Origin of the sequence: Streptomyces sp. NBC_00377 (assembly GCF_036075115.1) — a bacterium.
Lineage (GTDB): Bacteria > Actinomycetota > Actinomycetes > Streptomycetales > Streptomycetaceae > Streptomyces.
Genome location: NZ_CP107958.1, coordinates 6,418,463 through 6,441,871 on the forward strand (window position 1 = coordinate 6,418,463; position 23,409 = coordinate 6,441,871).

Consider the following 23,409-nt stretch of genomic DNA (forward strand, 5'->3'; position numbering starts at 1 on the left):
GGGTGCTCAGAGGTGGTAGGAGTACTCGGCGAACTCCCAGTCGCTGACGTGTCGTTGGAAGCGTTCGGCCTCGTCGCGCTTGTAGGCGAGGAAGGACGCGGTGAAGTCCTTGCCCAGCAGTTCGGTGAGCGCTTCGTCGGCTTCGAGGGCGTCGAGCGCGGCGGTCAGGTTCATCGGCAGGACCTGGGACTTCTCCAGGTGGTAGCCGTAGCCCTCCAGCGGCGCGGGCGGCTCCTTGCCCTCTTGGACGCCGAGCAGGGCGGCGGCAGTGAGCGCGGCGATCGCGAGATACGGGTTGGCGCCGGCGTCCCCGAGCCGTAGCTCCAGGCGGGCGCCGGAGCCGCGCTCGGGCGGGATGCGGACCATGGCGCTTCGGTTGTCCAGGCCCCAGTTGATCAACCAGGGTGCGAGGGTGTCGGGCCCGAAGCGCTTGTACGAGTTGACGGTCGGGTTGAGCAGCGCGGCGAGCGCCGGGGCGTGGGTGAGGAGGCCGGCGATGGCGTGCCGGGCGTTGCCGGAGAGACCGAAGGCGCCGGCCGGGTCATCGAAGACGTTGCGGCCGTCGGCGTCGACGCAGGAGAAGTGCAGGTGGAAGCCGGAGCCGCCCGAATCGTTGAAGGGTTTGGCCATGAAGGTGGCCAACTTGCCTTCCTTACGAGCCAGTTCCTTGACAGCGGCCTTGAAGCGGAACGCCCGGTCGGCGGCGTCCAGGGCGTCGGAGTGGGTCAGGTTGATCTCGTACTGGCCGCCGTCGAACTCGTGGTTGCCGGTGATGACGCCGATGCCGAGGTCGCGCAGCTGTCGCAGGGTACGCAGCAGGTGGTTGTCGGGGTCGGCGCGCAGGCCGGCGGTGTAGACGGATCCGGTGACGGTGGGGCTGCGCCGCCAGCCGTTCGGGGCGGTGGCGTCCTCTTCGAGGAGGAAGTACTCCAGCTCCGGGCCGACGACCGGGCTCAGACCCGCGTCCGTGCATCGGGCCAGCACCGAGCGCAGCAGATCGCGCGGCGACTCCGCGGCCGGGCCGCCCGTCGCCGGGTCGGTCGTGTCACCGAGACACCACGCAACGCCGGGCTCCCAGGGCACGCGTGCGAGGGTGCTCAGGTCCGGTCGCACGGAGATGTCGGGCAGGCCGGCATCGATGCCGCCCTGGATCGCGACGACGTCGCCGCGCGGGGTGGTGTGGTAGACGGCGCGGCAGAAGGCCAGGCCGTGCTCGCAGGCCGACGGCAGGTGGTCGAGCAGCACGTCGCGGGCGCGGTCGGTGCCGATGAGGTCGGGGTAGGTCACCCGGACCACGTCGATGCCCTCGGCGGCGAGCCGGTCCTGGTGCCGGCGGACGGATGGGGTGTCGTGAGCGCTCACCGATGTCTCCTCGGCGGATTCGGGGCACCTCTCGGGCGTCGAGCCCGGGGGGAGGGTGGCGGAGCGAAGACTGGTTGGGGCGCCGGGCGATGCCGCGGTCGTGAAGCCCCGGTCAATCATTTGAAGCCAAACGGTATGGAGGTGGCCGCCTTCCCGCAAGGGGGTGTGCCAAAGAATTTATCCATCCGGATAGGTATTGACCAGAGCGTGGCGGCTTCCTATGTTGTTTGAAGCCAAACGAGTCAGGGGTTCGGCTTCCCGCACCCCTGTGGCTGGGGGCCCGGCCACCGGCCGGGCCCTTCCATCCCGCCCCTGCCCCTCGCTCCCGCCCGCTCCGGCGCACCCACCTTCCAGGAGGACCGGCCATGAAGGTCGTCGTCGACATGAACAAGTGCAAGGACCACGGACAGTGCGTCTTCGCGGCCCCCGACGTTTTCCAGCTGGACGACAACGGACGGCTTGCCTACGTCAGCGACCCGGACGACACCCTGCGCGACGAGGTCGAGGAGGCCGCGGACGTCTGTCCGCTGCAGGCCATCCGGATCGAGGACTGAGCGGCATGACGACGCAGCGCATCATCGTCGCCGGGGCCTCCATGGGCGGCCTGCGCGCGGCCGAACAACTCCGCAGCGCCGGGTGGACCGGCGCGATCACCGTGATCGGGGACGAGCCCCACATGCCGTACAACCGGCCGCCTCTCTCCAAGGAAGCGCTGGCCGGAAAGGCGTCGTTCGAGTCCCTGGCCTTCACTCCCAAGGCAAGCGCGGCCGACGTGGAGTGGCGGCTCGGTACGAGCGTCACGAGCGCCCGACTCGCCGAGCGGGTCGTCGTGCTCGACAGCGGCGAGGAGCTGCCCTTCGACGGACTGGTCGTCGCCACGGGTATGCGTCCCCGGCGCCTGCGCTGCGAGGGCCCCGCGGTCGGCCGTCACACCGTACGGACTTTCCGTGACGCTCAGGCCCTGCGGGCGGATCTGGTCCGGCCGGGCGCCCGGGTCGTCGTCATCGGTGCCGGGTTCATCGGCTGCGAGGTGGCCGCCACCGCGGTCGGTCTCGGCGTCTCGGACGTCACCGTGGTCGACCCACTGCCGCTGCCCATGGTCGGACCACTCGGCGAGCTGCCGGCCCGTGCGCTGCTGGGGCGGCACGAGGAACGTGGTGTGCGCTTCGCTCTCGGTGCGGGTGTCTCGGGGTTCGAGGGCGAGGAGCACGTCATCGGGGTCGTACTGAGTGACGGGACGGTGCTCCCGGCCGATGTGGTCGTGGAGTCGGTCGGCTCCGTCGCCAACACCGAGTGGCTCGACGGCAACGGTCTCGACCTGACCGACGGCGTGCTCACTGACGGGCAGCTGCGGGTCGGCGGACTGCCGTACGTCGTCGCGGTCGGCGACGTCGCCCGCTTCCCCAATGCCCGCTACGACGGCGTACCGCGCCGGGTCGAGCACTGGTCGATCCCCGGCGACACCGCGAAGCATGCGGCCAAGGCACTGATGGCTCATCTCACGGGTGCGGAAGTCGGCTTGCCGCCGTTCGCGCCGCTGCCCACCTTCTGGAGCGACCAGCACGACTTCCGGCTGCTGTCCTTCGGTTCCCCCGTACTCGGCCTCGCCGACATCCGCGTCCTGGCCGGCGATCCGGGCGGCGACATGATCGTCGGATACCACGCCGACGGCGGGCGGCTCGTCGGCGTCGTCGCCCTCGGTGGCTCAGCCGCTGCCACCGGCGCCGCCCGCTACCGCGCCCAGCTGCTCAAGCAGCCCGCCCTCACCGCGTAAGGAACCAACGTCATGGCCAGCGTCCGTGGTTACTTCCATCCCAAGACGGCGACCGGATCATCGTCCCTGATCCCCTCACCCCCCTGGCACTACTCCGGCGACCTGCTCACGATCGAGTACCGCACCGATCCCGCACGTGTACGGGAGTTGCTGCCCGCACCGCTGGAACTCGCCGAGGAGGACCCGGGCGCGGTCGCGCTGATCTGGGCCGACTGGCAGTCCTGCTCCGGTACGAAGGAGGAGCTGCTGGACCCGGTGCGCGCCCAGTACAAGGAGGCCTTCGCCGTCGTCCGCTGCTCGTACCAGGGGCGGACGTACTCGCGCTGCGTGTACATCTGGGTCGACAAGGACTTTGCGATCGCCCGCGGACTGCACCAGGGCTACCCGAAGAAGCTCGGTTCGATTCACCAGACGCGCCCGCACCTATACGGTCCGGCCCCGCGCATCGAGGCCGGAGCCCGCTTCGGCGCCACCCTCGCCGCAGCCGACCGGCGCCTGGCACAGACGGTGGTGACCCTGCGCGAGCCGTCCGAGACCAACGGCTTCGTCAACGGCCACCCGATGGCCCACCACCGCTGGCTTCCCTCCATCGAGAACGGCAAGGGCCTCGCGCTCGACGAGTTGATCGAGACCGGCGCCGCGTCCTTCGAGGCCGGACAGCCGTGGGTCGGCGATGCGGAACTGGAGCTGTTCGAGGCGCCGACGGAAGATCTGGCCCGGCTGGAGATCCGAGAGCCGATCGCCGCGTACTACCGGCAGGTGGGCGTCGTCTGGGACGGCGGTCGACTGCTGGAATCCGGCACCTCCGAGGCCGAGTAACCCCCCTTACACATCAGAAGACCTGGAGACCGGACATGACCGAGCACATCACCACGGTGGCCGGGGTCGCCGTCGACACCCGGCACTGGATCGGCGGCGAACGCGTGGCGTCCGTCGAGACGTTCACCGACGTGTCGCCGATCGACGGAAGCACCCTTGGAGAGATCTCCCGGGGCACGGCGGCGGAGGCCGCGGCGGCCGTCGCCGCCGCTCGCGCCGCCTTTCCCGCCTGGGCCGCCACGTCGCGCGCAGAGCGTGCCCGCATCCTGCACGCCATCGCCGACGGAGTCGAGAAGCGCATCGAGGACCTCGCCAATGTCGAGACGCTCGACAACGGCGCCCTCCTGCGTTCCCACCGCCGCGGTGTGATGCCGCGCGTGGCGCACAACTTCCGCTTCTTCGCCGACTGGCTGCTGAAGCTGGAGCACGAGGACTTCACCACGTACACGAGCGGCTCCGCCGCGGGCCGCGGCCACACCAACCACGTGAGCTGGGACCCGGCGGGCCCGTGCGTGCTGATCACGCCGTGGAACGCCCCGCTGATGCTGGCCACCTGGAAGGTCGCCCCGGCGCTGGCCGCCGGGAACACGGTGATCCTCAAGCCCGCCGAGTGGTCCCCGCTCACTGCTTCGCTGCTCGCCGACATCGCGGCCGAGGCAGGGCTGCCGGCCGGTGTCCTCAACGTCGTGCAGGGATACGGCACCGAGGTCGGCAACGCTCTTGTCTCGCACCCGGACGTCCGCCGGATCAGCTTCACCGGTTCCGTGCCCACCGCCCAGCACATCGCCCGGGCGGCCGCCGCCAACCTCACCCCTCTCAGCCTCGAACTCGGCGGAAAGTCACCGCTGTTGGTCTTCGCCGACGCGGACCTCGACCTCGCCGTGGACCTGGCGGTGGAGCAGTACGACAACGCCGGACAGGTATGCCTGGCCGCGACCCGCATCCTTGTCGAGGAGACGGTCTCGGACGAGTTCACCCGCCGGTTCGTGGAAAAGGCGAGCCGGCTCAGGCAGGGTGACTCGCGTGACGAGGGCACCGACCTCGGCCCCAACATCCACCCGCGCCAGCTGGAGAAGATCGACGGTTTCGTGCGTCGCGCGCTCGACGACGGGGCTCGCGCGGTCATCGGCGGCAAGCGCAAGGACGCTCTGTACTACGAGCCGACCCTCCTCACCGACGTCGCCCAGGACTCGGAGATCGTGCAGGAGGAGGTCTTCGGTCCGGTCCTGACGCTCCAGACCTTCGGCGACGAGGAAGAGGCCGTGCGCTTCGCCAACGACACCCGCTTCGGTCTGGCCGCCACCCTCGTCACCGGCGACCACGAGCGCGCCGAGCGGGTCACCGCGCGGCTCGTCGCGGGCACGGTCTGGGTCAACTGCTTCTTCGTACGCGACCTCCAGGCTCCCTTCGGCGGCTCCCGCCACTCGGGCGTCGGCCGGGAGGGCGGCACATGGAGCTTCGACTTCTACTGCGACGTCAAGAACACCGTCACCGCGCCGAACGGATGGCAAGACCATGGGTGAAATCGTCGGGGCGGGTCTGCTCGCCCACGTCCCCACCATCGTGCTGCCGGAGGGGGACCGGCTCGAGCTGAACCAGGGCAAGGAGATCACCCTCGTCACCGGCTTGCGACAGCTCCGCGAGGACGTCTTCGACAGTGACGACTACGACACCGTCGTGGTCCTGGACTCGCACTGGGCCACCACCGTCGAGTTCGTCGTCACCGCCCAGCAGCGCAGGGCCGGACTGTTCACCTCCGAGGAACTGCCGCGCGGCATGTGCCGGATGCCGTACGACTTCCCGGGTGACCCCGAACTGGCCCACAACATCGCCCGGTTCGCCGACAAGCACGGCACCTGGGTCACCGCGATCGACGACGAGTACCTGCCGATCTACTACGCCACCATCAACCTGTGGAAGTTCCTCGGCGAGGGGCTGCCGGACAAGCGATGGGTGACCATCGGCGTCTGCCAGACCGGTGACATGGAGGACCACCTGCGGCTCGGCCGCGCCCTGGCGGACGGTATCGCCGCCACTCCTGGCCGCCGCGTGCTGCTGATCGCCTCCGGAGCGCTGTCGCACACCTTCTGGCCGCTGCGCGAGCTTCGCGACCACGAGTCGAGCGACCCCGGCCACATCTTCACGTCCGAGGCCCGCGATGCCGACTACGAGCGCATCGCCTGGTTCAAGGAGGGCCGCCACGGCAAGGTCCTCGACACCATGGACGAGTTCTGGAAGTACAAGCCCGAGGCCCGCTTCTACCACTACCTGATGATGGCCGGCGCCCTCGGCGAGCAGGCATGCGTCGCCGAGGCACGTCAGTACGGCGAGTACGAGAACTCCATCGGCACAGGCCAGGTCCACCTCTGGTTCGACCGCCCGGCCGAGGGCTGGACCGGCACCGGCGCGCCCGCGTCCGCCTCCCCGCCCACCCCGCACAGCCGCTCCTAGAAAGGCCCCGCCATGCCCGAATACCGCCGTGTCCTCCTCGACGGAGCCGCCGTCGAGACCGTCCGTGACGGTGACGAACTCGTCGCCGGGGACGGCCGCCGGGTCAAGATCGAGGACGCCCAGCACCTGCCGCCGGTCGTGCCGTCCAAGGTCGTCGCCGTTCACCTCAACCACCGCAGCCGGGTCGACGAGTTCCAGATCCAGCTGACCCCGACGCCGACGTACTTCCACAAGCCGACCTCCGCCCTCAACTCCCACAAGGGCGCCATCGTCCGCCCCGAGGGCTGTAAGTGGCTCAACTACGAGGGAGAGGTGGCGATCGTCATCGGCCGGACCGCGCGCAACATCTCCCCTGCCGAGGCGGGCGAGTACATCGCGGGCTACACCGTCGCCAACGACTACGGCCTGCACGACTTCCGCGACACCGACGCCGGTTCGATGCTCCGGGTGAAGGGCTCCGACACCCTGTGTCCGCTCGGCCCAGGCCTGGTCAGCGACTGGGACTTCCACGGCAAGTACCTGCGCACGTACGTCAACGGCGAGCTCGTACAGGACGGTTCGACGGATGAGATGGAGTGGGACATGCACTACCTCGTCGCCGACATCGCGCGCACCATCACTCTCCACCCCGGCGACGTGCTGCTCTCCGGTACCCCGGCCAACTCCCGCCCTGTCCAGCCCGGTGACGTCGTCGAGGTCGAGGTCGAGGGCCTGGGGCGGCTCACCAACCACATCGTCACCGGCCCCACCTCGATCCGTACGGACGTCGGAGCCCAGCCCACCGAATCGGAAGAGGTCCTGTCCACCGCGCTCGGCGGCGACTGGGAGTTCCGCGGTATCCGGCCCCCCGAGCGCTGATGCCCACCGTAGGCGGAACCGCACCCGGCCTGCCGCGACGGTGCCCGGCGTGGTGCTTCACCTGTCCGTCCCGTGCGGCCGGGCAGGGGAGAGGCCGCCGTGCGTGTACGGGCCGGTAGGGTCGCACCCATGACCGAAGCCACCGGGACCCCTGAGGGCCGCAGGCCGCGCAAGCGGGTGAACTACGGGGAGGGCCGGGAGGCCCTGCTCAACGCGGCCGTGCGGGTGGTGGCCCGGGGTGGTCTGCGCAAGCTCACCTATCGCGCGGTGGCGGAGGAGGCAGGGGTCACCCACGGTCTTGTCGTCCACCACTTCGGCACCCGTGACGCGCTGATCGAGGAGGCGCTCGCCCACACCGTACGCTCCAGCCTGAGCGTCAGCGCGGTCGAGCCGGGGACCGGCAAGGTGTCCGACTTCTCGGCCGGAGTGTCCGAGATGGTCACGGCCGATCCGGACACCCAGGTCTTCCAGTACGAGCTGCTGCTCGAATCCCGGCGAAGGCCGGAGCTGCTGCCGCTGATCCGTGGGCTGTACGACGAGTACTTCGATGCCACCGAGCGCGAGCTGTCCCGGATGCTCCCCGAGGGTGCGAACCGGGCGATGACGCGGCTGGTCTTCGCCGCCCTCGACGGTCTCGTCCTGCACCAGCTCGTTCTGGGCGGCGGACCCGAGGTCACCGACGCGGCCATCGAGGAGCTCCGCTCCCTGCTGCGGTTGCTCGACGCCGACGCAGACGGCGAGAGTGCGGGCGACAGCGGCGCCTGACTCGCCGACCTGCCTGTTGTGAGGCCCCGGACGCTTGGCGCCCGGGGCCTCGTTCGGCTCGGATGCCACCTCGGCCACGGCCTCGTACAGACGATGCGGTGGCCCAAAAAACACCACACAAACCCTTGCCATCTGGATAGTTCCAGCCCACTATGAGGCAACTCGTTTGGCTAGAAACGAAACCTCTCCCCCTTCCAGGCAGGTGATCCGCGTGGACAGTCAGACGGTCGAACCAACACAGACCGTGCAGAGCCCCTCCGCCGCAGGCCGACTCAAACCCAACTCCCTCGGTGTTCTGGGAATCCTCTTCTTCGTTCTCTCCGCGCAGGCGCCGCTGACCGGCATAGCCGGTGCCGTGCCCATCGCCGTCGCCATTGGCAACGGCGCGGGTGCGCCCGCCGCGTATGCCGCGGTCGGCGCCGTCATCCTGCTGTTCTCCGTCGGCTTCGTCGCCATGGGGCGACATGTCGTGGACGCCGGCGCCTTCTACATCTACATCGGCAAGGGGCTCGGCCGCCCCATCGGCTCCGGGAGCGCAGGAGTCGCGCTCTTCGCCTACTGTGCGGTCCAGGCCGCCATGTACGGCTTGTACGGCTTCATCGTCAGTGGCCTGGTCGAGCAGTACACGGGGCTGAGCGCACCGTGGTGGGTCTGGGTCCTGGTCACCATGGTGATCGTCCAGATCCTCGGTGCCGCCGGGATCGAGATGGGCGCCAAGATCCTCGCCGTCTTCGTCCTGGCCGAGTTCAGCATCCTGTTCGTCTTCGCCCTGGTGACCTTCTTCAAGGGCGGCGGCCCCGAGGGGCTGGGCTTCGCCCACAGCTTCTCGCCCCATGCGGCCCTGCACGGGGCACCGGGCGTGGCGCTGATGTTCGCTGTGGCGTCGATGTTCGGCTTCGAGGCCACAGCGATCTACGGCGAGGAGGCACGGGAGCCCCGCAGGACCGTCCCCCGGGCCACGTACCTGTCCGTCATGGTCGTCACCGTCTTCTTCGCCTTCACCTCGTGGATGCTGGTCTCCGCCCATGGCGCCTCGAACGCCACCGCGGCCGCCGGGAAGGCGCTGGAGAGCGGCGACGCCACGTCCTGGGTCTTCGCGCCGATCACCGCGCAGTTCGGCGGCTGGGCAGGCGACGCGCTGCCCATCCTGCTGGCCACCTCCCTCTTCGCCGGCGTCCTCGCCTTCCACAACTCCGCCAACCGCTACCTGTTCTCGCTCGGCCGCGACGGCCTGCTGCCGCGCGGGCTGACCGCGATCAACCGACGCCACTCGCCCTGGGCGGCCGGCGGCGTGCAGACCGTGATCTCGCTCGCGTTGGTCATGTCCTTCGCGCTGCTGGGCAAGGACCCGGTGCTGAGCCTCTTCTCCTGGTTCAGTGGGGTCGCGGTGCTGGCGGTCATGCTCCTGTACTTCCTGACCTCCGTCTCGGTGGTCGTGTTCTTCCGCCGGGAACGGCTGGACACTCGCGCCTGGAACACGCTGATCGCCCCCGTCCTGGGTGCGCTCGGCATCGCCGGTGCCATCTGGCTGATCCTGGCCAACTTCACCACCCTCATCGGCGGGGACCAGGGCACGGCGATGTGGCTGGAGCTCACCGTCCCGGCGGTCCTGGTCCTGGGCGTCATCGCCGCGCGACTGACTCGTGGCAGGGCGATGGCCGACGTCTGAGCCTGCCCCGCGGTGTGGCCGGCCCGGTCCTTGTCCTCCCCCTCGGGCCCGGGCCGGCCACACCGACCTCTCCGGGCCGGGGGAGGGCTTGCCCTCAGCCCGGGGTGCGTGAAGAAGCCGTCAGCCGGCCGCTATGCCACGTGGCCGACGTGCCAGCCGTACGCTCCGCGCCGCCGAGGTCGAGGCAGTCGCGCGTCATAGCCCTGGTGATCTCCGGATCCGCATCCCCAGAAAGCGCCCCCCTGGAACGCCGGCCGATCTCCGGGCGCGATGGCGCATGGACCGATCCACCGAGCGCGGTGGTCGGCCCCCGGCCGCCGAAGCAGGCGCCGAGCACCGGTACGCCGAGGTGGTGATCCATGCGCAGGGGCGCGAGTTCGCCCGTGCATGTCCATGACCCATTGACCGTACGACCGAACGACAAGCCGGTCGAGACCCCGGTCTCCCCTGCGGGGACCGCCCGTGGCTTATTGTTTGGATTCAAACGTAACGCCATGACCTGGAGGCTACGCATGCTGGACATCACCCACGACGACTGGCTGCGCCGGGCCAAGGCACTGGACGTGTCAGGTGCGCACCACATCGACGGCGCCGACGAACCCGGCGGCGGGCAGTCCTACCCGGCCGTCTCGCCCCGCGACGGGCAAGTCCTGGCGCACGTGGCCGACGCCCAGCCCGCCGAGGTGGACGCCGCTGTGGCCGCCGCGCGCCGGGCCTTCGACTCGGGGCCGTGGCCACGCCTGGCACCTGCCGACCGGGGCCGGGTCCTGTTGCGGATCGCTGATCTGCTGGAGGAGCAGCGTCACCGGCTGGCGCTGACGGTCAGCCTGGAGATGGGCAAGCCGATCACGGACGCGTACGACATCGAGCTGCGCGCCGCGATCAACACCTTTCGGTGGTACGGGCAGCTGGTGGACAAGCTCACCGACGAGTCGCCGCACACCGCGCCCGACGCGCTCGCCCTGGTCACCCGCGAACCGGCGGGTGTCGTCGGCGCGGTCGTCCCCTGGAACTTCCCTCTCACACTGGCGAGCTGGAAGGTCGCTCCGGCGCTCGCGGCCGGCTGCACCGTGGTGCTCAAGCCGTCGGAGAACTCGCCGCTGTCCGCGTTGCTGCTCGGTCGGCTGGCGACCGAGGCCGGGCTGCCGCCGGGCGTACTCGACGTCGTCACCGGCGACGGGCCCACCGCCGGACGGGCGATCGGCCTCCACCCGGACGTCGACGTGCTGGCCTTCACCGGATCCACCGCCGTCGGGCGGCACTTCCTGCGGTACGCGGCCGACTCCAACCTCAAGCGCGTCTGGCTGGAGCTGGGCGGCAAGTCACCCAACATCATCCTCCCGGACGCACCCGACCTGGAGAAGGCCGCCGAAACCGCCGCCTGGGGCATCTTCTTCAACCAGGGCGAGATGTGCACGGCCCCTTCGCGGCTGCTCGTCCACTCCTCTGTTGCCGAGCGCGTGACGGACACCATCGTGGCGCGGGCCCGGGAACTACGGATCGGTGACCCGCTCGACCCGGTGACCGAGATGGGGGCGCTGGTCGGTGAGCGCCACCTGCAGCGCGTACTGGAGCACATCGGCACCGGCCTCAACGAGGGCGCTCGGCTGCGGGCCGGGGGCAGCCGCACACTCACCGACACCGGCGGCAGTTACCTGCAGCCCACCGTCTTCGACCACGTGGATCCGGGCATGCGGCTGGCCCGTGAGGAGATCTTCGGCCCCGTCCTGTCCGTGCTCACCTTCGACGACCTCGACGAGGCCGTCGCGCTCGCCAACGACACCGAGTACGGCCTGGCCGCCGGTCTGTGGACCTCCGACCTGTCCACCGCCCACCAGGTCTCGCGCGCGCTGAAGGCCGGCACGGTCTGGGTCAACTGCTACGAGGAGGGCGACCTCACCGTGCCCTTCGGCGGCGTGAAGCAGTCCGGCAACGGACGCGACAAGTCCGCCCACGCCATCGAGAAGTACACCGAACTCAAGACCACCTGGATCCAGCTGTGACGACGCCCGCGCGACCGCTGATCGCGATCCCCGCCCGCTTCGCCGCCTCCACCTCCGCCCTGCGCTACGCCGCCGAGGTCAACGCCCGCGCGCTGGTGGAGGCGGTCTGGCGGGCCGGCGGTGAACCGGCCACCATCCACCCCGCCGAGCCCACCGCCGCCGGCGTGGCCGCCCGCCTCGCCCGCTTCGACGGCGTCCTCCTCCCCGGCGGCGGCGATCTCGCCCCGTACCGCTACGGCGCGAACGACACCCACGACAGCGTGTACGACGTCGACGACCTCCAGGACGCCTTCGATCTGGAAGTCGCCCGCCAGTCCATCGACCTGGGCCTGCCCCTGCTCGCGATCTGCCGCGGCCTCCAGGTCGTCAACACCGCCCTCGGCGGCACCCTCCACCAGGACATGGGCGGTCCGGACCGCGAGCACCGACATGTCGTGCACCCGATGGCGATCCGGCGCGGTTCGCTGCTGGAACAGGCCACCGGCGCCGAGAAGGTGGAGGCATCCTGCTACCACCACCAGCGGGTCGACCGTACGGGCGCCGGCCTCACGATTACCGCCCGGGCCGCCGACGACACGGTGGAAGGGCTCGAACTGCCCGGAGTTCTCGGCTGGTTCGCCGCGGTCCAGTGGCACCCCGAGGACACCGCCCATGAAGACCCCGCCCAGCAGGGACTGTTCGACGCCCTTGTAGGCGCCGCACGCGACCGCCATTGACAGCACGAGAACTCACCGCCGTCTTCCTCGTCGGACGCCGCACAAGTCCTGCCCCCGCGGCTACCTCGCTCCCGGCATAACTCTGCGGCGCATCACCGCCGCCCGAGGGCTGGGACCGCAGGACATCGCCATCGCCCGATGCGGTCAGCTGCCGCGGTCCACCGGCGGGGAGGGGGATCGCTGCCACCGCGTCACCGGTAACGCGGGGGCTCCGAGCGCCGCCGGCCGTCATCGCGGCGGAGGCGTTCTCCCGCCTGCGTGCTCAAATCATGAGGTGCCGGTCTGCAACCCTGCGATGAGTCCGTCGAGTATCCGCAACTGGCGGGAGGGTGTGGTCAGGCGAGCCGCGAAGATCGCGTTGATCTGGAGTCCCATCAGCGTGGCCATCGCAAGGTCCAAGAACGCATCGAGATCGCAGGATGGGTTGATCTCTCCCGCTTCAGCCGCAGTGTGCAGATACGAGAGCATCTGATCGCGCCAGCGCGATATCGCCTGGTCGTAGACGCCGATCAGTTCCTGATCGGCTACCGCGTAATTCCAGAAGCCGATGACCACGCGGGCCTCATTGAGACGCTCGTCGTCCAGGGGCATGATCTCGACGCAGAACTTGCGGAACGCGTTCAGGCCGTTGGCGCCGGCGATGGTGCGGGCGGCCCGCTGCTCGGTGGCTGCATTGGCGCGCTCCAGCGCGGCCCGCAGAATTGCTGCTTTGGTGGGAAAGTATCGTGCGAGCGCACCGTTGGTGAATCCAGCTTCGGCGGCGAGATCCCGCATGTTCAGCGCCGCGAATCCTCGCCGCGCGACAAGGCGCCATACGGCTTCGATGATCTCTTCACGCCGCGCGTCGTGGTCCACGATCTTGGGCATGGTGACACCTTACCAACGGGTAGACGCCCGAATGCTGAGGGCTGTGGTCGCACTCGCGGACCTCACGGCGGATGAGTCCGAGGGGTCGCGTGACCCGCAGACCCAACCCTGTGACCTGGTGAACCTCTTACGCAACGTGCTCGCGGCAGGGCTGCACGGAGCGAGGGCGAGGAGCTGTCATTCCCCGTGGGCGTGAGAGGGGTCCCCATGGCGCCCCCTTCCCAGCGGCCCCATAAGGGATTACATTGGAGCTATTAATCTACAACTGTAGACGACAGGCTCTGGTGCGGCACCAGTCGGTACGCGGCATCGAGGCCCTCTGAATCCGGTAGCGGCCAGCCCGCCCCGGGCACCTGGTCATCCCCAGCGCTCAGGTGGGCGCTCAGCCCTCGTCATGACCAACACCACCTCTTAGGACAGAGCATGCCTGATCTTGAGCCAGATGAATTCCGCCGCCAGGGCCACCAGTTGGTCGACTGGGTCGCCCAATACCGCACCTCGCTCCCTTCCCTGCACGTGCGGCCGAAGGTCTCACCGGGCTCCGTGAAGGCGCAGCTTCCTCGTGAACTGCCTGAGCAGCCGTCCCAGGCGCTGGGCGATGATCTCATCGCCTTGCTCAACGACGTGGTCGTCCCCTCGTCGCTCCACTGGCAGCACCCGGGCTTCTTCGGCTACTTCCCAGCGAACGCGTCCCTGCTGTCGCTCCTCGGTGACATCGCATCGGGCGGGATCGGAGCGCAGGGAATGCTCTGGTCGACATCGCCGGCCGGGACGGAGATCGAGCAGGTCCTGCTCGACGGCCTGGCGGATGCCCTGGGCCTTGGTCGCGAGTTCACTTTCGCCGGAGGTGGAGGCGGTTCGCTACAGGATTCGGCTTCGTCGGCATCGTTGGCCGCCCTGCTGGCTGCGCTGCAGCGCAGCAACCCGGACTGGCGCGAACAGGGCGTGGACGGCACCGAGACGGTGTACGTCACTGCCGAGACCCACTCGTCGCTGGCCAAGGCCGTGCGTGTGGCCGGGCTCGGCGCGCGAGCATTGCGGATCGTCCCCTTTACCCAGGGCACGCTGTCCATGTCGGCGGATGCCCTGGCAGACATGCTGGCCAAGGACGCGGCCGCCGGAAAGAGGCCGGTCATGGTCTGTCCGACCGTGGGAACAACCGGCACGGGTGCCATCGACCCAGTGCGAGACGTCGCGCTGGCAGCGCGTGCGTACGAGGCGTGGGTGCACGTCGACGCCGCGTGGGCAGGAGTCGCGGCGTTGTGTCCCGAGTTCCGCTGGCTCCTGGACGGCGTGAACCTTGTCGACTCGTTCTGCACCGACGCACACAAGTGGTTCTACACCGCCTTCGACGCCTCGTTCATGTGGGTGAGGGATGCCCGAGCGCTGCCCACAGCGCTGTCCATCACACCGGAGTACCTGCGTAACGCTGCGACCGAATCGGGCGAAGTCATCGACTACCGCGACTGGCAGGTCCCGTTGGGCCGTCGTATGCGTGCGTTGAAGATCTGGTCGGTGGTGCACGGCGCCGGACTGGAAGGCCTGCGCGAAAGCATCCGCGGCCACGTCGCTATGGCCAACTCCTTGGCCGACCGGATCGAGAGCGAGTCGGGCTTCGCCCTGGCCACCCCGCCATCACTGGCACTCGTATGTCTGTACCTCGTCGACCGGGAAGGGCGCCCCGACGACGCCGCTACCAAGGCAGCAATGGAGGCGGTCAACGCCGAAGGGCATTCGTTCCTCACGCACACATCGGTCAACGGTCACTTCGCGATTCGCGTCGCCATCGGCGCGACGACGACGCTGCCCGACCACATCGACACCCTGTGGGACTCGCTTCGCAAAGCCGCTCGCCAGAGCGGTGGATGACTACTGACCTTGGCGGATTGGCTTCGTGTGCCGGGGCTGAGGGTCAGGCCGGGTTTCGGTGAGGCAGCCGTCGATGAGTGCCGGATGGCGCTGGATGTGGGCGAGGCCTTGACGGAGGGTGCGGGTGAGGTGGTCAGGGTCGGTGAATGCGGTGTTGGCCATCGGGTCTCTTCGTAACAGGGACCAAACCCCTTCCAGCGGGTTCGAGTCGGGGCTCTAGGAGGGGAGCTGGACGATCGTGAGCCAATCGTGGCCCGCAGCGTAATCACGCAGGCCGGCGGTGCGATGGGTGTGGAGACGCATACCGCATGACACCGGTATACCGCAGTGATCACTCAAGGTCACTACCCGAAGGCAACCCGCAAGCTCAGTCACGGCAGCTGTAGTTCGTGACTCGTCGGGTCCTGATCATGTTGTGGCTGCCGCGATCTCGTTCCGGCGACGGTAGGCGGTCGCCTGGTGCTGGTGATGGCGGCGCCACCTCGACCAGCGAGGCGGCCAGCAGCAGACGAGTCGGGCTGTACGCCGGATTTGCCACCCGGTCGCCTCGCGGCGGCCGGGGAGACTGCCATCCATCGACGAGCTGACCCGACTACTGCTCCACCCCGGCCACGAGGGCCCGCTGGCTATGGGCCAGCGCCTCGGCCGCGGTTAGCGGCACGAGGATCCTGGAGTCGACCTCGAAGACGTTCTGGAGCAGCGTGGAGAACGACAGGGCGGGCAGCGAGTCGATTCCCAGACCCGTGAAACGCGCACTGGGGCGCAGGTCCGCGGGGGAGCAGTCCAGCAGCGTGCTGGCGGCCCACCCAGCAGGTAGGCGCGCGCACCGTTGCCGTAGACCTAGGTCGCCGGCCGGCGGCGCATCAGGTACGCCGCGGCGGCCCCCGCGCCGAACAGCGCGAGCACCGAGACGCCGGTCGCCAGCCACGTCGTGCCCAGCCAGTGGGCGCCGAAGTAGCCGAGCGCGGCGCTGTAGCCCGCCCAGGACAGGCCCGCCAGCGCGGACCAGGGGAGGAACTCGCGCGGGCGGCGATGGGCGGCGCCCGCGATCAGGGAGACCACGGAACGGCCCGCGGGGGCGAAACGGGCCAGCACGACGAGGGCGCCGCCGCCCCGGGCCAGCGCGTCGCCGAGACGTTCCTGCGCGGTGGTCAGCCGACGGGAGCGGGAGATCGCCCGGTCCAGGCGCTCACCGCCGCGCCAGGCCAGCCGGTAGGCCACCAGGTCGCCCAGCACCGAGGCGGTCGCCGCGGAGAGGATCAGCACCATGACGTCCGGCACGTCGTGCGGGACCTGACCCGTCGCCGCGCCGGAGCCGGCCGCCGCGGCCGTCGCCGCGGTGATGACGAGCACCCCGCTGGGCAGCACGGGAAGGAAAACGTCGAGGAGGACCGACAGGCCCACCACCGCGTAGATCCATGGGCTGCCGAACAAAGCCCCCACGCTTTCGACCACCACTGACTCCCCGTGTCTCCCCCGTGACGGCCCGACCGTGCCGCTGTGTCGCGGGGGAGCGGCAGGTGCGGCCAATGACAGCCATACAGCGTACGCCCGGGGTGTGGCAGCAGATTCACGGGGGGCGCATGTGTTCGGCACGACACGTTCACCCGTGGCGGGCGGCCACGCACGGATCCGCGGTCACCCGGTGCCGAGGAGGCCCGGGTGACCGCGGATCGTGGTGCCGTTCGGAACGGGTCAGGCGGAAACCGTTGCCTTGCGCGCGGCGGGTTCCCGCTCGGTCGTCGTACGGCCGGCGAACAGGCGGTCCAGGCCGAGAGCGCCGGAACCGGTGAACACCAGCAGCAGGAAGGCCCAGCAGAACATCGCGGAGGCCTCGCCGCCGTTCTGGATCGGCCACAGGGCGCCCTGCTGGTGCACGTCGAAGTAGGCGTACGCCATGGAGCCCGAGGCCAGGAGCGCGGCGGCCCGGGTGCCGAGCCCCAGCAGCACCAGGCTGCCGCAGACGAGCTGGATCACGGCCGCGTACCAGCCGGGCCAGGCGCCGGTGTCGAGCGTGCCGCCGTCGGTGCCCGCGGCGCCGCCGAGGACGCCGAAGAGCGAGGCCGCGCCGTGGCAGGCGAACAGCAGCCCTACGACGATGCGGAAGAGGCCGACCGCGTACGGCTGTGCGGTGTTGAGGCGAGCGGACATGGTGGGGGTGCTCCTTCGGTGTCGGTCGGGCCGGTCCCGGATGGGGCAAGGACCGGTCGGTGGGGGCGGCGGTACCGAATGAGCGACACACGTTAGGCGGACCCGATCAGTGCTTGCAAGTTCAACTTTTAGCCATGGGGAGGGCGCTCTCCGGGGACCCGTCCGGGGTCCGGCACGGGGTTCGACCTCCCCCGTCGCCGCACGGAGGGAGGCTCCGGTCGCCGCGTCCGCATCCGAAAGAGTGACCGAATCCACTCCCGCAGCGGGCGCCCGCCGCGCCGGCCCTCGGGCGCGCCACCGCGGCCGTTCCGGAGCCAACCAGCTTGCCTGTGACCTTTCTTGACGGTCCGTCAAGTAGTCGGTGGGTGCGCGGACTCACGTCCGGTCCGCCGGTCACCCGGACGTCCTGCGGGTGAGGACGGTCTCTCGCTCAGGGCGTCAGATCGGACTCCCGCACCGTCGCGAGTGCCCCGTCCTCCCGCGCCTGCTCCAGTCGTAGCCGGGCCGAACGCCCGCGCAGCGTGAGGAACATGAGCTGGTTGCCGAACCACGGGCCGCCCTTCTTCCGCCAGCCGACCGGCGGCCGGGGGCAGCGGCCGTGCCGGCGCAGACCGCGGCCGAGTGCCCGGGCGACGGCGCTCCAGCCGAAGCGGAAGCCGACCCGGATCGACACGGGCACGGAGTTGTGGACGGGGGAGCAGGTGAGCTGGAGCACCCGGGCGTCGGGGCCGGGCCCCTCGTGCCAGTGCGGCTCGGCCAGATACGCGTGGTGCACGTCCCCGGAGAGCACGAGCACGCTCGCCGGCGCCCGCGCCCCCGTCCCCGCCTCGGCGATCAGCTCGGCCAGCGCGTCGAAGGACTTCGGGAAGGCCGCCCAGTGCTCCAGATCGGCCCCCCGCCGCACCTTCTCCCCGATGCGGGCCCAGCGCGCCCCGCGCTCACCCAGGCACAGGGCCGCGTCCCATGCCTCGGCGTCGTGCACCAGATGCGGCAGCAGCCAGGGCAGCGAGGTGCCGATCAGGAGGTGGTCGTAGGAGCCGAGGCCGTCGAGGGCCTGTTCGCGCAGCCAGTCCTGTTCACCCGGGTGGAGCATCGAGCGCTCGTCCTCCCGCAGGACCCGCGCCGCGCGGCTGTCGACCATCAGCAGCCGCACCCGTCCGAAGTCGCGCCGGTAGCTCCACCGCACGGACGCCGGGTCCGCGTCGGCCCGGCAGGCGAAGGCGCGCAGTTCGTCGGTGCCGTCGGGGGTGTCGCGCACGGCCGCGTAGAGCGGGTCGGCGGCCAGCTCGGCGGGGGAGAGGTTCCCGAGGTGCTGGTGCACCCAGTACGACATCAGGCCGCTCAGCAGCCGCTCGCGCCACCAGGGCGTGTCCCGCATGTCGGCCAGCCAGGAGGCGGAGGTGTTCCAGTCGTCGATGACGTCATGGTCGTCGAAGACCATGCAGCTGGGCACGGTGGACAGCAGCCAGCGCACCTCGGGGTCGAGCCAGGACTCGTAGTAGAGCCAGGTGTACTCCTCGAAGTCCGCGACGCCGGCGCCCGGCGGGTCGGCGAGGCCGCGGCGGGTGGCGATCCGCTCCTTGGTCGCGTCGGAGACCTCGTCGGCGTAGACCTGGTCGCCCAGCAGCAGCAGTACGTCGGGCCGTTCGGCCGCCGGATCGGCGGCGAGGCGCGTGGCCAGGCTGTCCAGGGCGTCGGGGCCGACGGGGTCGTGCCCGCCGGCCGGCGGCGCCGCCCAGCGGCAGGAGCCGAACGCCACCCGGACCCCGTCCCCGGTGTCGTCCCCGGGGACGGCCTCCGCCGGGGTGCGGATCTCGGAGGGCGGGAAGCGGGAGTCGGGCGGCGGCCACACGGGTGTGCCGTCGAGGAACACCTCGTAGGCCGTGGCCGTGCCCGCCGTCAGCCCCGTCACCTGGACGAGGGCGTAGTGGTGGCCCGCCACCTGGAAAGTGCGGGCGCTGCCCTCGGCGCCGTCCGCGCAGCGCACCTCGGCCGTGCACGGGCGGCTCGCCTCGACCCAGACGGTCGCCGTCGAGCCGTCGGCGTACCTCAGCAGTGGTCCCAGCCGCAGTTCGGTCACACGATCACCCTCCTCCGTCGCCCCGTACGGTACGGAACGACGGAGGAGCGTGGGGAGATCCGTGCCGTCACGAGTCGGTCAGCAGCCCGCGAGGTAGCTGGTGAGCGCGCTCTTCTCGGCGGAGTCCACCGAGAGGCCGTAGTAGTACTTCACCTGCACCCAGGCGCGGACGTAGGTGCAGCGGTACGAGGTGACCGAGGGCATCCACTCGGCCGGGTCCTGGTCGCTCTTGGACTGGTTCACGTTGTCCGTGACGGCGATCAGCTGCGGGCGGGTGACGTCGTTGGCGAAGCCCTGGCGCTGGGCGGTGGTCCAGGCGCTCGCCCCGGAGTCCCAGGCCTCGGCGAGCGGGACCAGGTGGTCGATGTCGAGGTCGGAGGCGGCGGTCCAGGTGGCGCCGTCGTAGGGGGAGTACCAGCTGCCGCTGGTGGCGGTGCAGGCGGAGTTGGTGACGACGTTCGTACCGTCCCGCTTGAGGATGTACTCACGCGTGTTGCACGTGCCGCTGATGGTGATCCAGGTGGGGAAGAGGTCGCGGTCGTAGCCGGTGCGGTTCTCGGCCTTGACGGTGAGCGAGGCGAGATAGGTGCGGGCGGTGGCCCCGCTGACCGGGGTGGGGAGGGCGGCGGAGGCGGTCGGGGAGTTGAAAAGCCCGACCGAGGCTATGAGGCCGGTGAGGGCGGCGAGTATGCTCAACCGTCCACGCGCGTAGAACTTCGACATGCGAACTCCATGGGGGAAGCGGGGTGTTGGAGCGCGAGCGAGGGAATGCTCGCGGCCTCACGTTGCGGGGAGATGTGCGCCGGGTGAGAAGTTAGTGACGTGTGCATGACACGACAAGGTTTATCGCAGAACGATCTCGTACCATGGGGAACGCAGAAGGGGAGTAGCTCTTCGCCGGATCGTCGACATACCGCTCAGCTCGTCTGAGCCGGCGCCCGGAGGCAGGCCCGTCACAGGGTCGGCCGGCGAGACCTTCGGCAAGCAGTGCACATCCGTGCCTCACGGCAGGGATGACATGTGCGCTGCCCTGCCGAGGTGCCTTACCCCCGAAGTGCTTTCCCGGGCTTCAGGACTCTCGGCGGGGCGGCCCCGACCGATTGAGGAACCTTGATCAGCATCACCGTGACGGCGCTCGTCTTCGGCGTCGTCTTCCTGGCCGAGCTGCCGGACAAGACCGCGCTCGCCGGCCTCGTCCTGGGCACCCGCTACCGCGCCTCGTACGTCTTCGCGGGGGTCGCCGCCGCCTTCGCGCTGCATGTCGCGCTGGCCGTCGCGGCGGGCAGCGTGCTGACCCTGCTCCCGCAGCAGCTCGTGCAAGCGCTGACCGGCGTCCTGTTCCTGGGTGGCGCGGCGGTCCTGCTGCTGAAGAAGGACGACGGGGAGGAGGAGGTCAGGCGACCGGAGAACCAGTCCTTCTGGAAGGTTGCGGGTACGGGCTTCATGCTGATCCTCGTCGCCGAGTTCGGCGATCTCACCCAGATCATGACGGCGAACCTCGCCGCCCGCTACGACGATCCGCTCTCCGTCGGACTGGGGGCGGTGCTGGCCCTGTGGGCGGTGGCCGGACTCGGCATCGTCGGCGGAAAGGCGCTGATGAAGCGGGTGCCGCTGAAGCTGATCACCAGGATCGCGGCGCTGCTGATGCTGGCGCTCGGGGTGTGGAGCCTGTGGGAGGCGATCGCCGGCTGAGCCCGACGCCCACCCGGCGCGCGGCCCGGTGTCCTGTCCGGCGCCGAGCCCCGCGAGTCCGCCCGGGCGGTGAACGGCGGGTGAATGCTCTCCTGTGTCCGGGGCCCGGGGTGGCGGTGGACCCGGATTGTTTTGTACCGTGGGGAAACAAAGTGGCTCCCGCTCGTTTTCCCTGACCGGCGGGCGGGGCCGCCTTGTCCCTTCCTGTCTGGAGTTGCCCATGCCGGTCCTGAACGCCCGCGCCCTCCTGCTCGACATGGACGGCACCCTCGTGAACTCCGATGCCGTCGTCGAACGGATCTGGCGGGGCTGGGCCGACACGCACGGACTCGACGGGGACGAGGTCATGAAGGTCGTCCACGGCCGTCAGGGCCACGCCTCGATGGCCCTGCTGCTGCCGGACCGGCCCGTACACCTGAACCTCGCGGACAACGCGCGGATGCTGGCGGAGGAGACCGCCGACATGGACGGCGTCGTGCCGGTGCCCGGCGCGCCGGAGTTCCTCGCCTCGCTGCGGGGCGTTCCGCATGCGCTGGTCACCTCCGCGGACGTCCCGCTGTCCACCGCCCGGATGGCCGCGGCGGGACTGGCGCTCCCCGACGTGCGCGTCACGGCGGAGTCGGTCGGCGCGAGCAAGCCGGACCCCGAGGGCTTCCTGAAGGGCGCGGCCGAGCTGGGGATCGCCCCGGCCGACTGCGTGGTGTTCGAGGACTCCGGCGCGGGCATCGCGGCCGGCCGCGCCGCCGGCATGCGGGTCGTGGGAGTCGGCCCGCGGGCGGCCGGGCACGGCCCGGACGCGGTGGTCCGGGATCTGCGTCAGGTGCGCGTGGAGACGACGGAATCCGGAGTGCGGATCCACGTGGCCTGAATCGGGACGGCTCCGCGGTTCATGGCCCCGGTCCCGAGCCCGGTCCTGGTACGGGGCCGGTCCTGGTGGAGGAGCGGGTCCGGGTTGGTGCGGGGCCGGTCCGGAGGTGACGGCGGAGCGACGGGCTCCCGGCGCGGTGCGCCCTCACCGGCCCGCCCGGGTTCCTCCGGCCGGGCCGGGTGCCTGGCGGCGCGGGGGTCACGGTTGCTGCGTTTCCGACTCCAGGCGGGCCCGGGTCAGCTGCCCGTACACGCCCATGCCGTCCTCCGTCGTGCCGCGGGACCACTGGTAGTTGCGCAGCGCGTCCTCCACCTCGCCGGTGAAGGAGCCGTCGGCCTGACCGTTGTAGAGGAACAACTGGTGCAGGCGCTGCTGGAGTTCGGTCACCTCGGCGCCCTTGTCGCCACGCCGCAGGACGACCACCTCGGTGGAGTCGTCCTGGTTGGCCGCGCCGTTCCCGGGCGCCAGGGAGCCGGTCACCCGGGCGGTCGGCGTGGCCGTGGGACCGGCCTCGGCCGACGGGGACGCCGAGGGCGAGGCGCTGGTCCTTGACGCGGAGGGCGACGGGCTCTCGCTCTCGGAGGGCGACGGCGAGTCCTCGGAGGCCGACGGGGACGCGGAGCGGCTCGCCGTGACGGAGGCCGAGGGCGCGCTGGTCGAGGCGTCGGGCACGGCCGCCCGCACGTCCTCGGGAGCGGCCCCGTCACGCGTCGGCTTCTCGTAGGTGAACAGCCCGGAGGCGAATCCCGCCGCCGCCACCACGGCCACGGCGGCGGCGGTCGCCGCGACCAGCAGGGTGCGACGGCGGCGCGGGCGGTGCGGTTCCTCGTCGTCCGGGTGGACCGCGCCGGCGTCCGCCGCCTCGAACAGGCTCAGGTCGGTGGTGCTGGGCTCGCAGGCGGACCGTGTCAGGGGAGTGGGCAGCGCCGCCGTCATGTCCGGCGCCGGCCCGGCGGGTTCCACGGCACGCAGCGGCATCGTCGCGTCGGCCGGAGCGGACGGCCCGTGAGGCATGGGCCGAGCGGCCGGCCCGGTCGGAACGACAGGCAGCGGCATGGTCACGTCGGCCGCGCCGGCGGAACCCCCCGCCGCACCCTCGGACCGGTCAGCGAACTCACCGGCGGGCCCGCTGCCGAAGGCGCCCCCGGGCGTACCGGCGGGCCCGCCCGTGAAGTCGCCCCCGGCAGCACCACCGGGCTCGCTTCCCGGCTCGTTCCCGAACTCGACGTAGGGGCGTATCCGCAACGGATCGAAGTCCTCCGCGGCTGCCGCCTCCGTCGTGCGCGTGTCGCGCAGGTTCTCGGAGGCGCGCCGGGCGCAGGCGCAGGACGGGGTGTTGTCGAGCGCGCGGAGCGCCCCGCACTCCGGGCACGGCAGTCCCTGCTGCCCCGAGTGCCCCTGGTGCCCCGTCGGATCGATCACGTGTTCGCCCCTCCCCATTCAAACTCCAGAGATTATGCAGATC

20 protein-coding genes and 1 pseudogene are annotated in these 23,409 nt (G+C 70.5%); 13 read left to right on the forward strand and 8 right to left on the reverse strand.

The annotated features are described in order from the left end of the window. Window positions 1-6: 6 nt before the first annotated feature. Window positions 7-1,362 carry a glutamine synthetase family protein gene (locus OHS71_RS28585; RefSeq protein ID WP_328482188.1) on the reverse strand — a complete coding sequence of 452 codons (1,356 nt, stop codon included), beginning with the start codon at window positions 1,360-1,362 and terminating at the stop codon, window positions 7-9. Window positions 1,363-1,727: 365 nt separating this feature from the next. Between OHS71_RS28585 and OHS71_RS28590 the strand changes: the two genes are divergently transcribed. The 10 genes from OHS71_RS28590 to OHS71_RS28635 all read left to right on the forward strand — a co-directional run bounded on the left by OHS71_RS28590 (window position 1,728) and on the right by OHS71_RS28635 (window position 12,417). Continuing rightward, a complete protein-coding gene (locus OHS71_RS28590; protein ID WP_037898529.1) occupies window positions 1,728-1,916 on the forward strand; it encodes a ferredoxin in 189 nt (62 codons plus the stop codon). A gap of 5 nt (window positions 1,917-1,921) precedes the next feature. Beyond that, window positions 1,922-3,136, forward strand: a complete 1,215-nt coding sequence (locus OHS71_RS28595; RefSeq protein WP_328482189.1) for an NAD(P)/FAD-dependent oxidoreductase — start codon at window positions 1,922-1,924, stop codon at window positions 3,134-3,136. Between the two features lie 12 nt (window positions 3,137-3,148). Continuing rightward, window positions 3,149-3,955, forward strand: coding sequence for an acetoacetate decarboxylase family protein (locus tag OHS71_RS28600; protein ID WP_328482190.1), 807 nt, complete (start codon window positions 3,149-3,151; stop codon window positions 3,953-3,955). Between the two features lie 35 nt (window positions 3,956-3,990). Continuing rightward, a complete protein-coding gene (locus tag OHS71_RS28605) occupies window positions 3,991-5,478 on the forward strand; it encodes an aldehyde dehydrogenase (protein WP_328482191.1) in 1,488 nt (495 codons plus the stop codon). Next, window positions 5,471-6,406 (forward strand): 3,4-dihydroxyphenylacetate 2,3-dioxygenase, encoded by a 936-nt coding sequence (locus OHS71_RS28610; RefSeq protein WP_328482192.1) that lies wholly within the window; start codon window positions 5,471-5,473, stop codon window positions 6,404-6,406. The genes OHS71_RS28605 and OHS71_RS28610 overlap by 8 nt, the downstream gene beginning before the upstream one ends. 12 nt (window positions 6,407-6,418) lie before the next feature. Beyond that, entirely contained in the window at window positions 6,419-7,264 is an 846-nt protein-coding gene (locus OHS71_RS28615) for a fumarylacetoacetate hydrolase family protein (RefSeq protein WP_328482193.1), read from the forward strand. Between the two features lie 129 nt (window positions 7,265-7,393). Continuing rightward, on the forward strand, window positions 7,394-8,029 hold the full coding sequence (locus tag OHS71_RS28620; RefSeq protein WP_328482194.1) for a TetR/AcrR family transcriptional regulator: 636 nt from the start codon (window positions 7,394-7,396) through the stop codon (window positions 8,027-8,029). A 211-nt stretch (window positions 8,030-8,240) separates the two neighbouring features. Continuing rightward, window positions 8,241-9,698: an APC family permease gene (locus OHS71_RS28625; RefSeq protein WP_328482195.1), complete on the forward strand. Its 1,458-nt coding sequence runs from the start codon at window positions 8,241-8,243 to the stop codon at window positions 9,696-9,698. A gap of 512 nt (window positions 9,699-10,210) precedes the next feature. Further along, on the forward strand, window positions 10,211-11,701 hold the full coding sequence (locus OHS71_RS28630; protein WP_328482196.1) for an aldehyde dehydrogenase: 1,491 nt from the start codon (window positions 10,211-10,213) through the stop codon (window positions 11,699-11,701). Beyond that, the gene (locus OHS71_RS28635; RefSeq protein ID WP_328482197.1) at window positions 11,698-12,417 is read left to right on the forward strand and encodes a gamma-glutamyl-gamma-aminobutyrate hydrolase family protein; all 720 of its coding nucleotides are present in this window, start codon (window positions 11,698-11,700) and stop codon (window positions 12,415-12,417) included. The genes OHS71_RS28630 and OHS71_RS28635 overlap by 4 nt, the downstream gene beginning before the upstream one ends. Window positions 12,418-12,684: 267 nt before the next feature. Here the strand turns inward: OHS71_RS28635 and OHS71_RS28640 are convergent, their stop codons facing one another. Then, a complete protein-coding gene (locus tag OHS71_RS28640; protein ID WP_189151489.1) occupies window positions 12,685-13,284 on the reverse strand; it encodes a TetR/AcrR family transcriptional regulator in 600 nt (199 codons plus the stop codon). 423 nt (window positions 13,285-13,707) lie between these two features. Between OHS71_RS28640 and OHS71_RS28645 the strand changes: the two genes are divergently transcribed. Next, window positions 13,708-15,153: a pyridoxal phosphate-dependent decarboxylase family protein gene (locus OHS71_RS28645; RefSeq protein WP_328482198.1), complete on the forward strand. Its 1,446-nt coding sequence runs from the start codon at window positions 13,708-13,710 to the stop codon at window positions 15,151-15,153. Here OHS71_RS28645 and OHS71_RS41400 read toward each other — a convergent pair. The 5 genes and pseudogenes from OHS71_RS41400 to OHS71_RS28665 form a co-directional block, all read right to left on the reverse strand. Then, window positions 15,154-15,450 (reverse strand): annotated as a pseudogene (locus tag OHS71_RS41400) (transposase); the annotation flags it as partial. 543 nt (window positions 15,451-15,993) lie between these two features. Beyond that, a complete protein-coding gene (locus tag OHS71_RS28650) occupies window positions 15,994-16,608 on the reverse strand; it encodes a DedA family protein (RefSeq protein ID WP_328482199.1) in 615 nt (204 codons plus the stop codon). 240 nt (window positions 16,609-16,848) lie between these two features. Next, entirely contained in the window at window positions 16,849-17,304 is a 456-nt protein-coding gene (locus tag OHS71_RS28655) for a DoxX family protein (protein WP_328482200.1), read from the reverse strand. Between the two features lie 430 nt (window positions 17,305-17,734). Then, a complete protein-coding gene (locus OHS71_RS28660; RefSeq protein ID WP_328482201.1) occupies window positions 17,735-19,384 on the reverse strand; it encodes an alkaline phosphatase D family protein in 1,650 nt (549 codons plus the stop codon). 78 nt (window positions 19,385-19,462) lie between these two features. Further along, a complete protein-coding gene (locus tag OHS71_RS28665) occupies window positions 19,463-20,107 on the reverse strand; it encodes an HNH endonuclease family protein (RefSeq protein ID WP_328482202.1) in 645 nt (214 codons plus the stop codon). Between the two features lie 387 nt (window positions 20,108-20,494). Here OHS71_RS28665 and OHS71_RS28670 point away from each other — a divergent pair, with 387 nt between their 5' ends. Further along, window positions 20,495-21,076, forward strand: a complete 582-nt coding sequence (locus OHS71_RS28670) for a TMEM165/GDT1 family protein (RefSeq protein WP_328482203.1) — start codon at window positions 20,495-20,497, stop codon at window positions 21,074-21,076. Window positions 21,077-21,296: 220 nt separating this feature from the next. Beyond that, window positions 21,297-21,944, forward strand: coding sequence for an HAD-IA family hydrolase (locus OHS71_RS28675; protein ID WP_328482204.1), 648 nt, complete (start codon window positions 21,297-21,299; stop codon window positions 21,942-21,944). Between the two features lie 198 nt (window positions 21,945-22,142). Here the strand turns inward: OHS71_RS28675 and OHS71_RS28680 are convergent, their stop codons facing one another. Beyond that, complete coding sequence (locus OHS71_RS28680; protein ID WP_328482205.1) at window positions 22,143-23,366, reverse strand: peptidoglycan-binding domain-containing protein; 1,224 nt, start codon at window positions 23,364-23,366, stop codon at window positions 22,143-22,145. Between the last annotated feature and the right edge of the window lie 43 nt (window positions 23,367-23,409).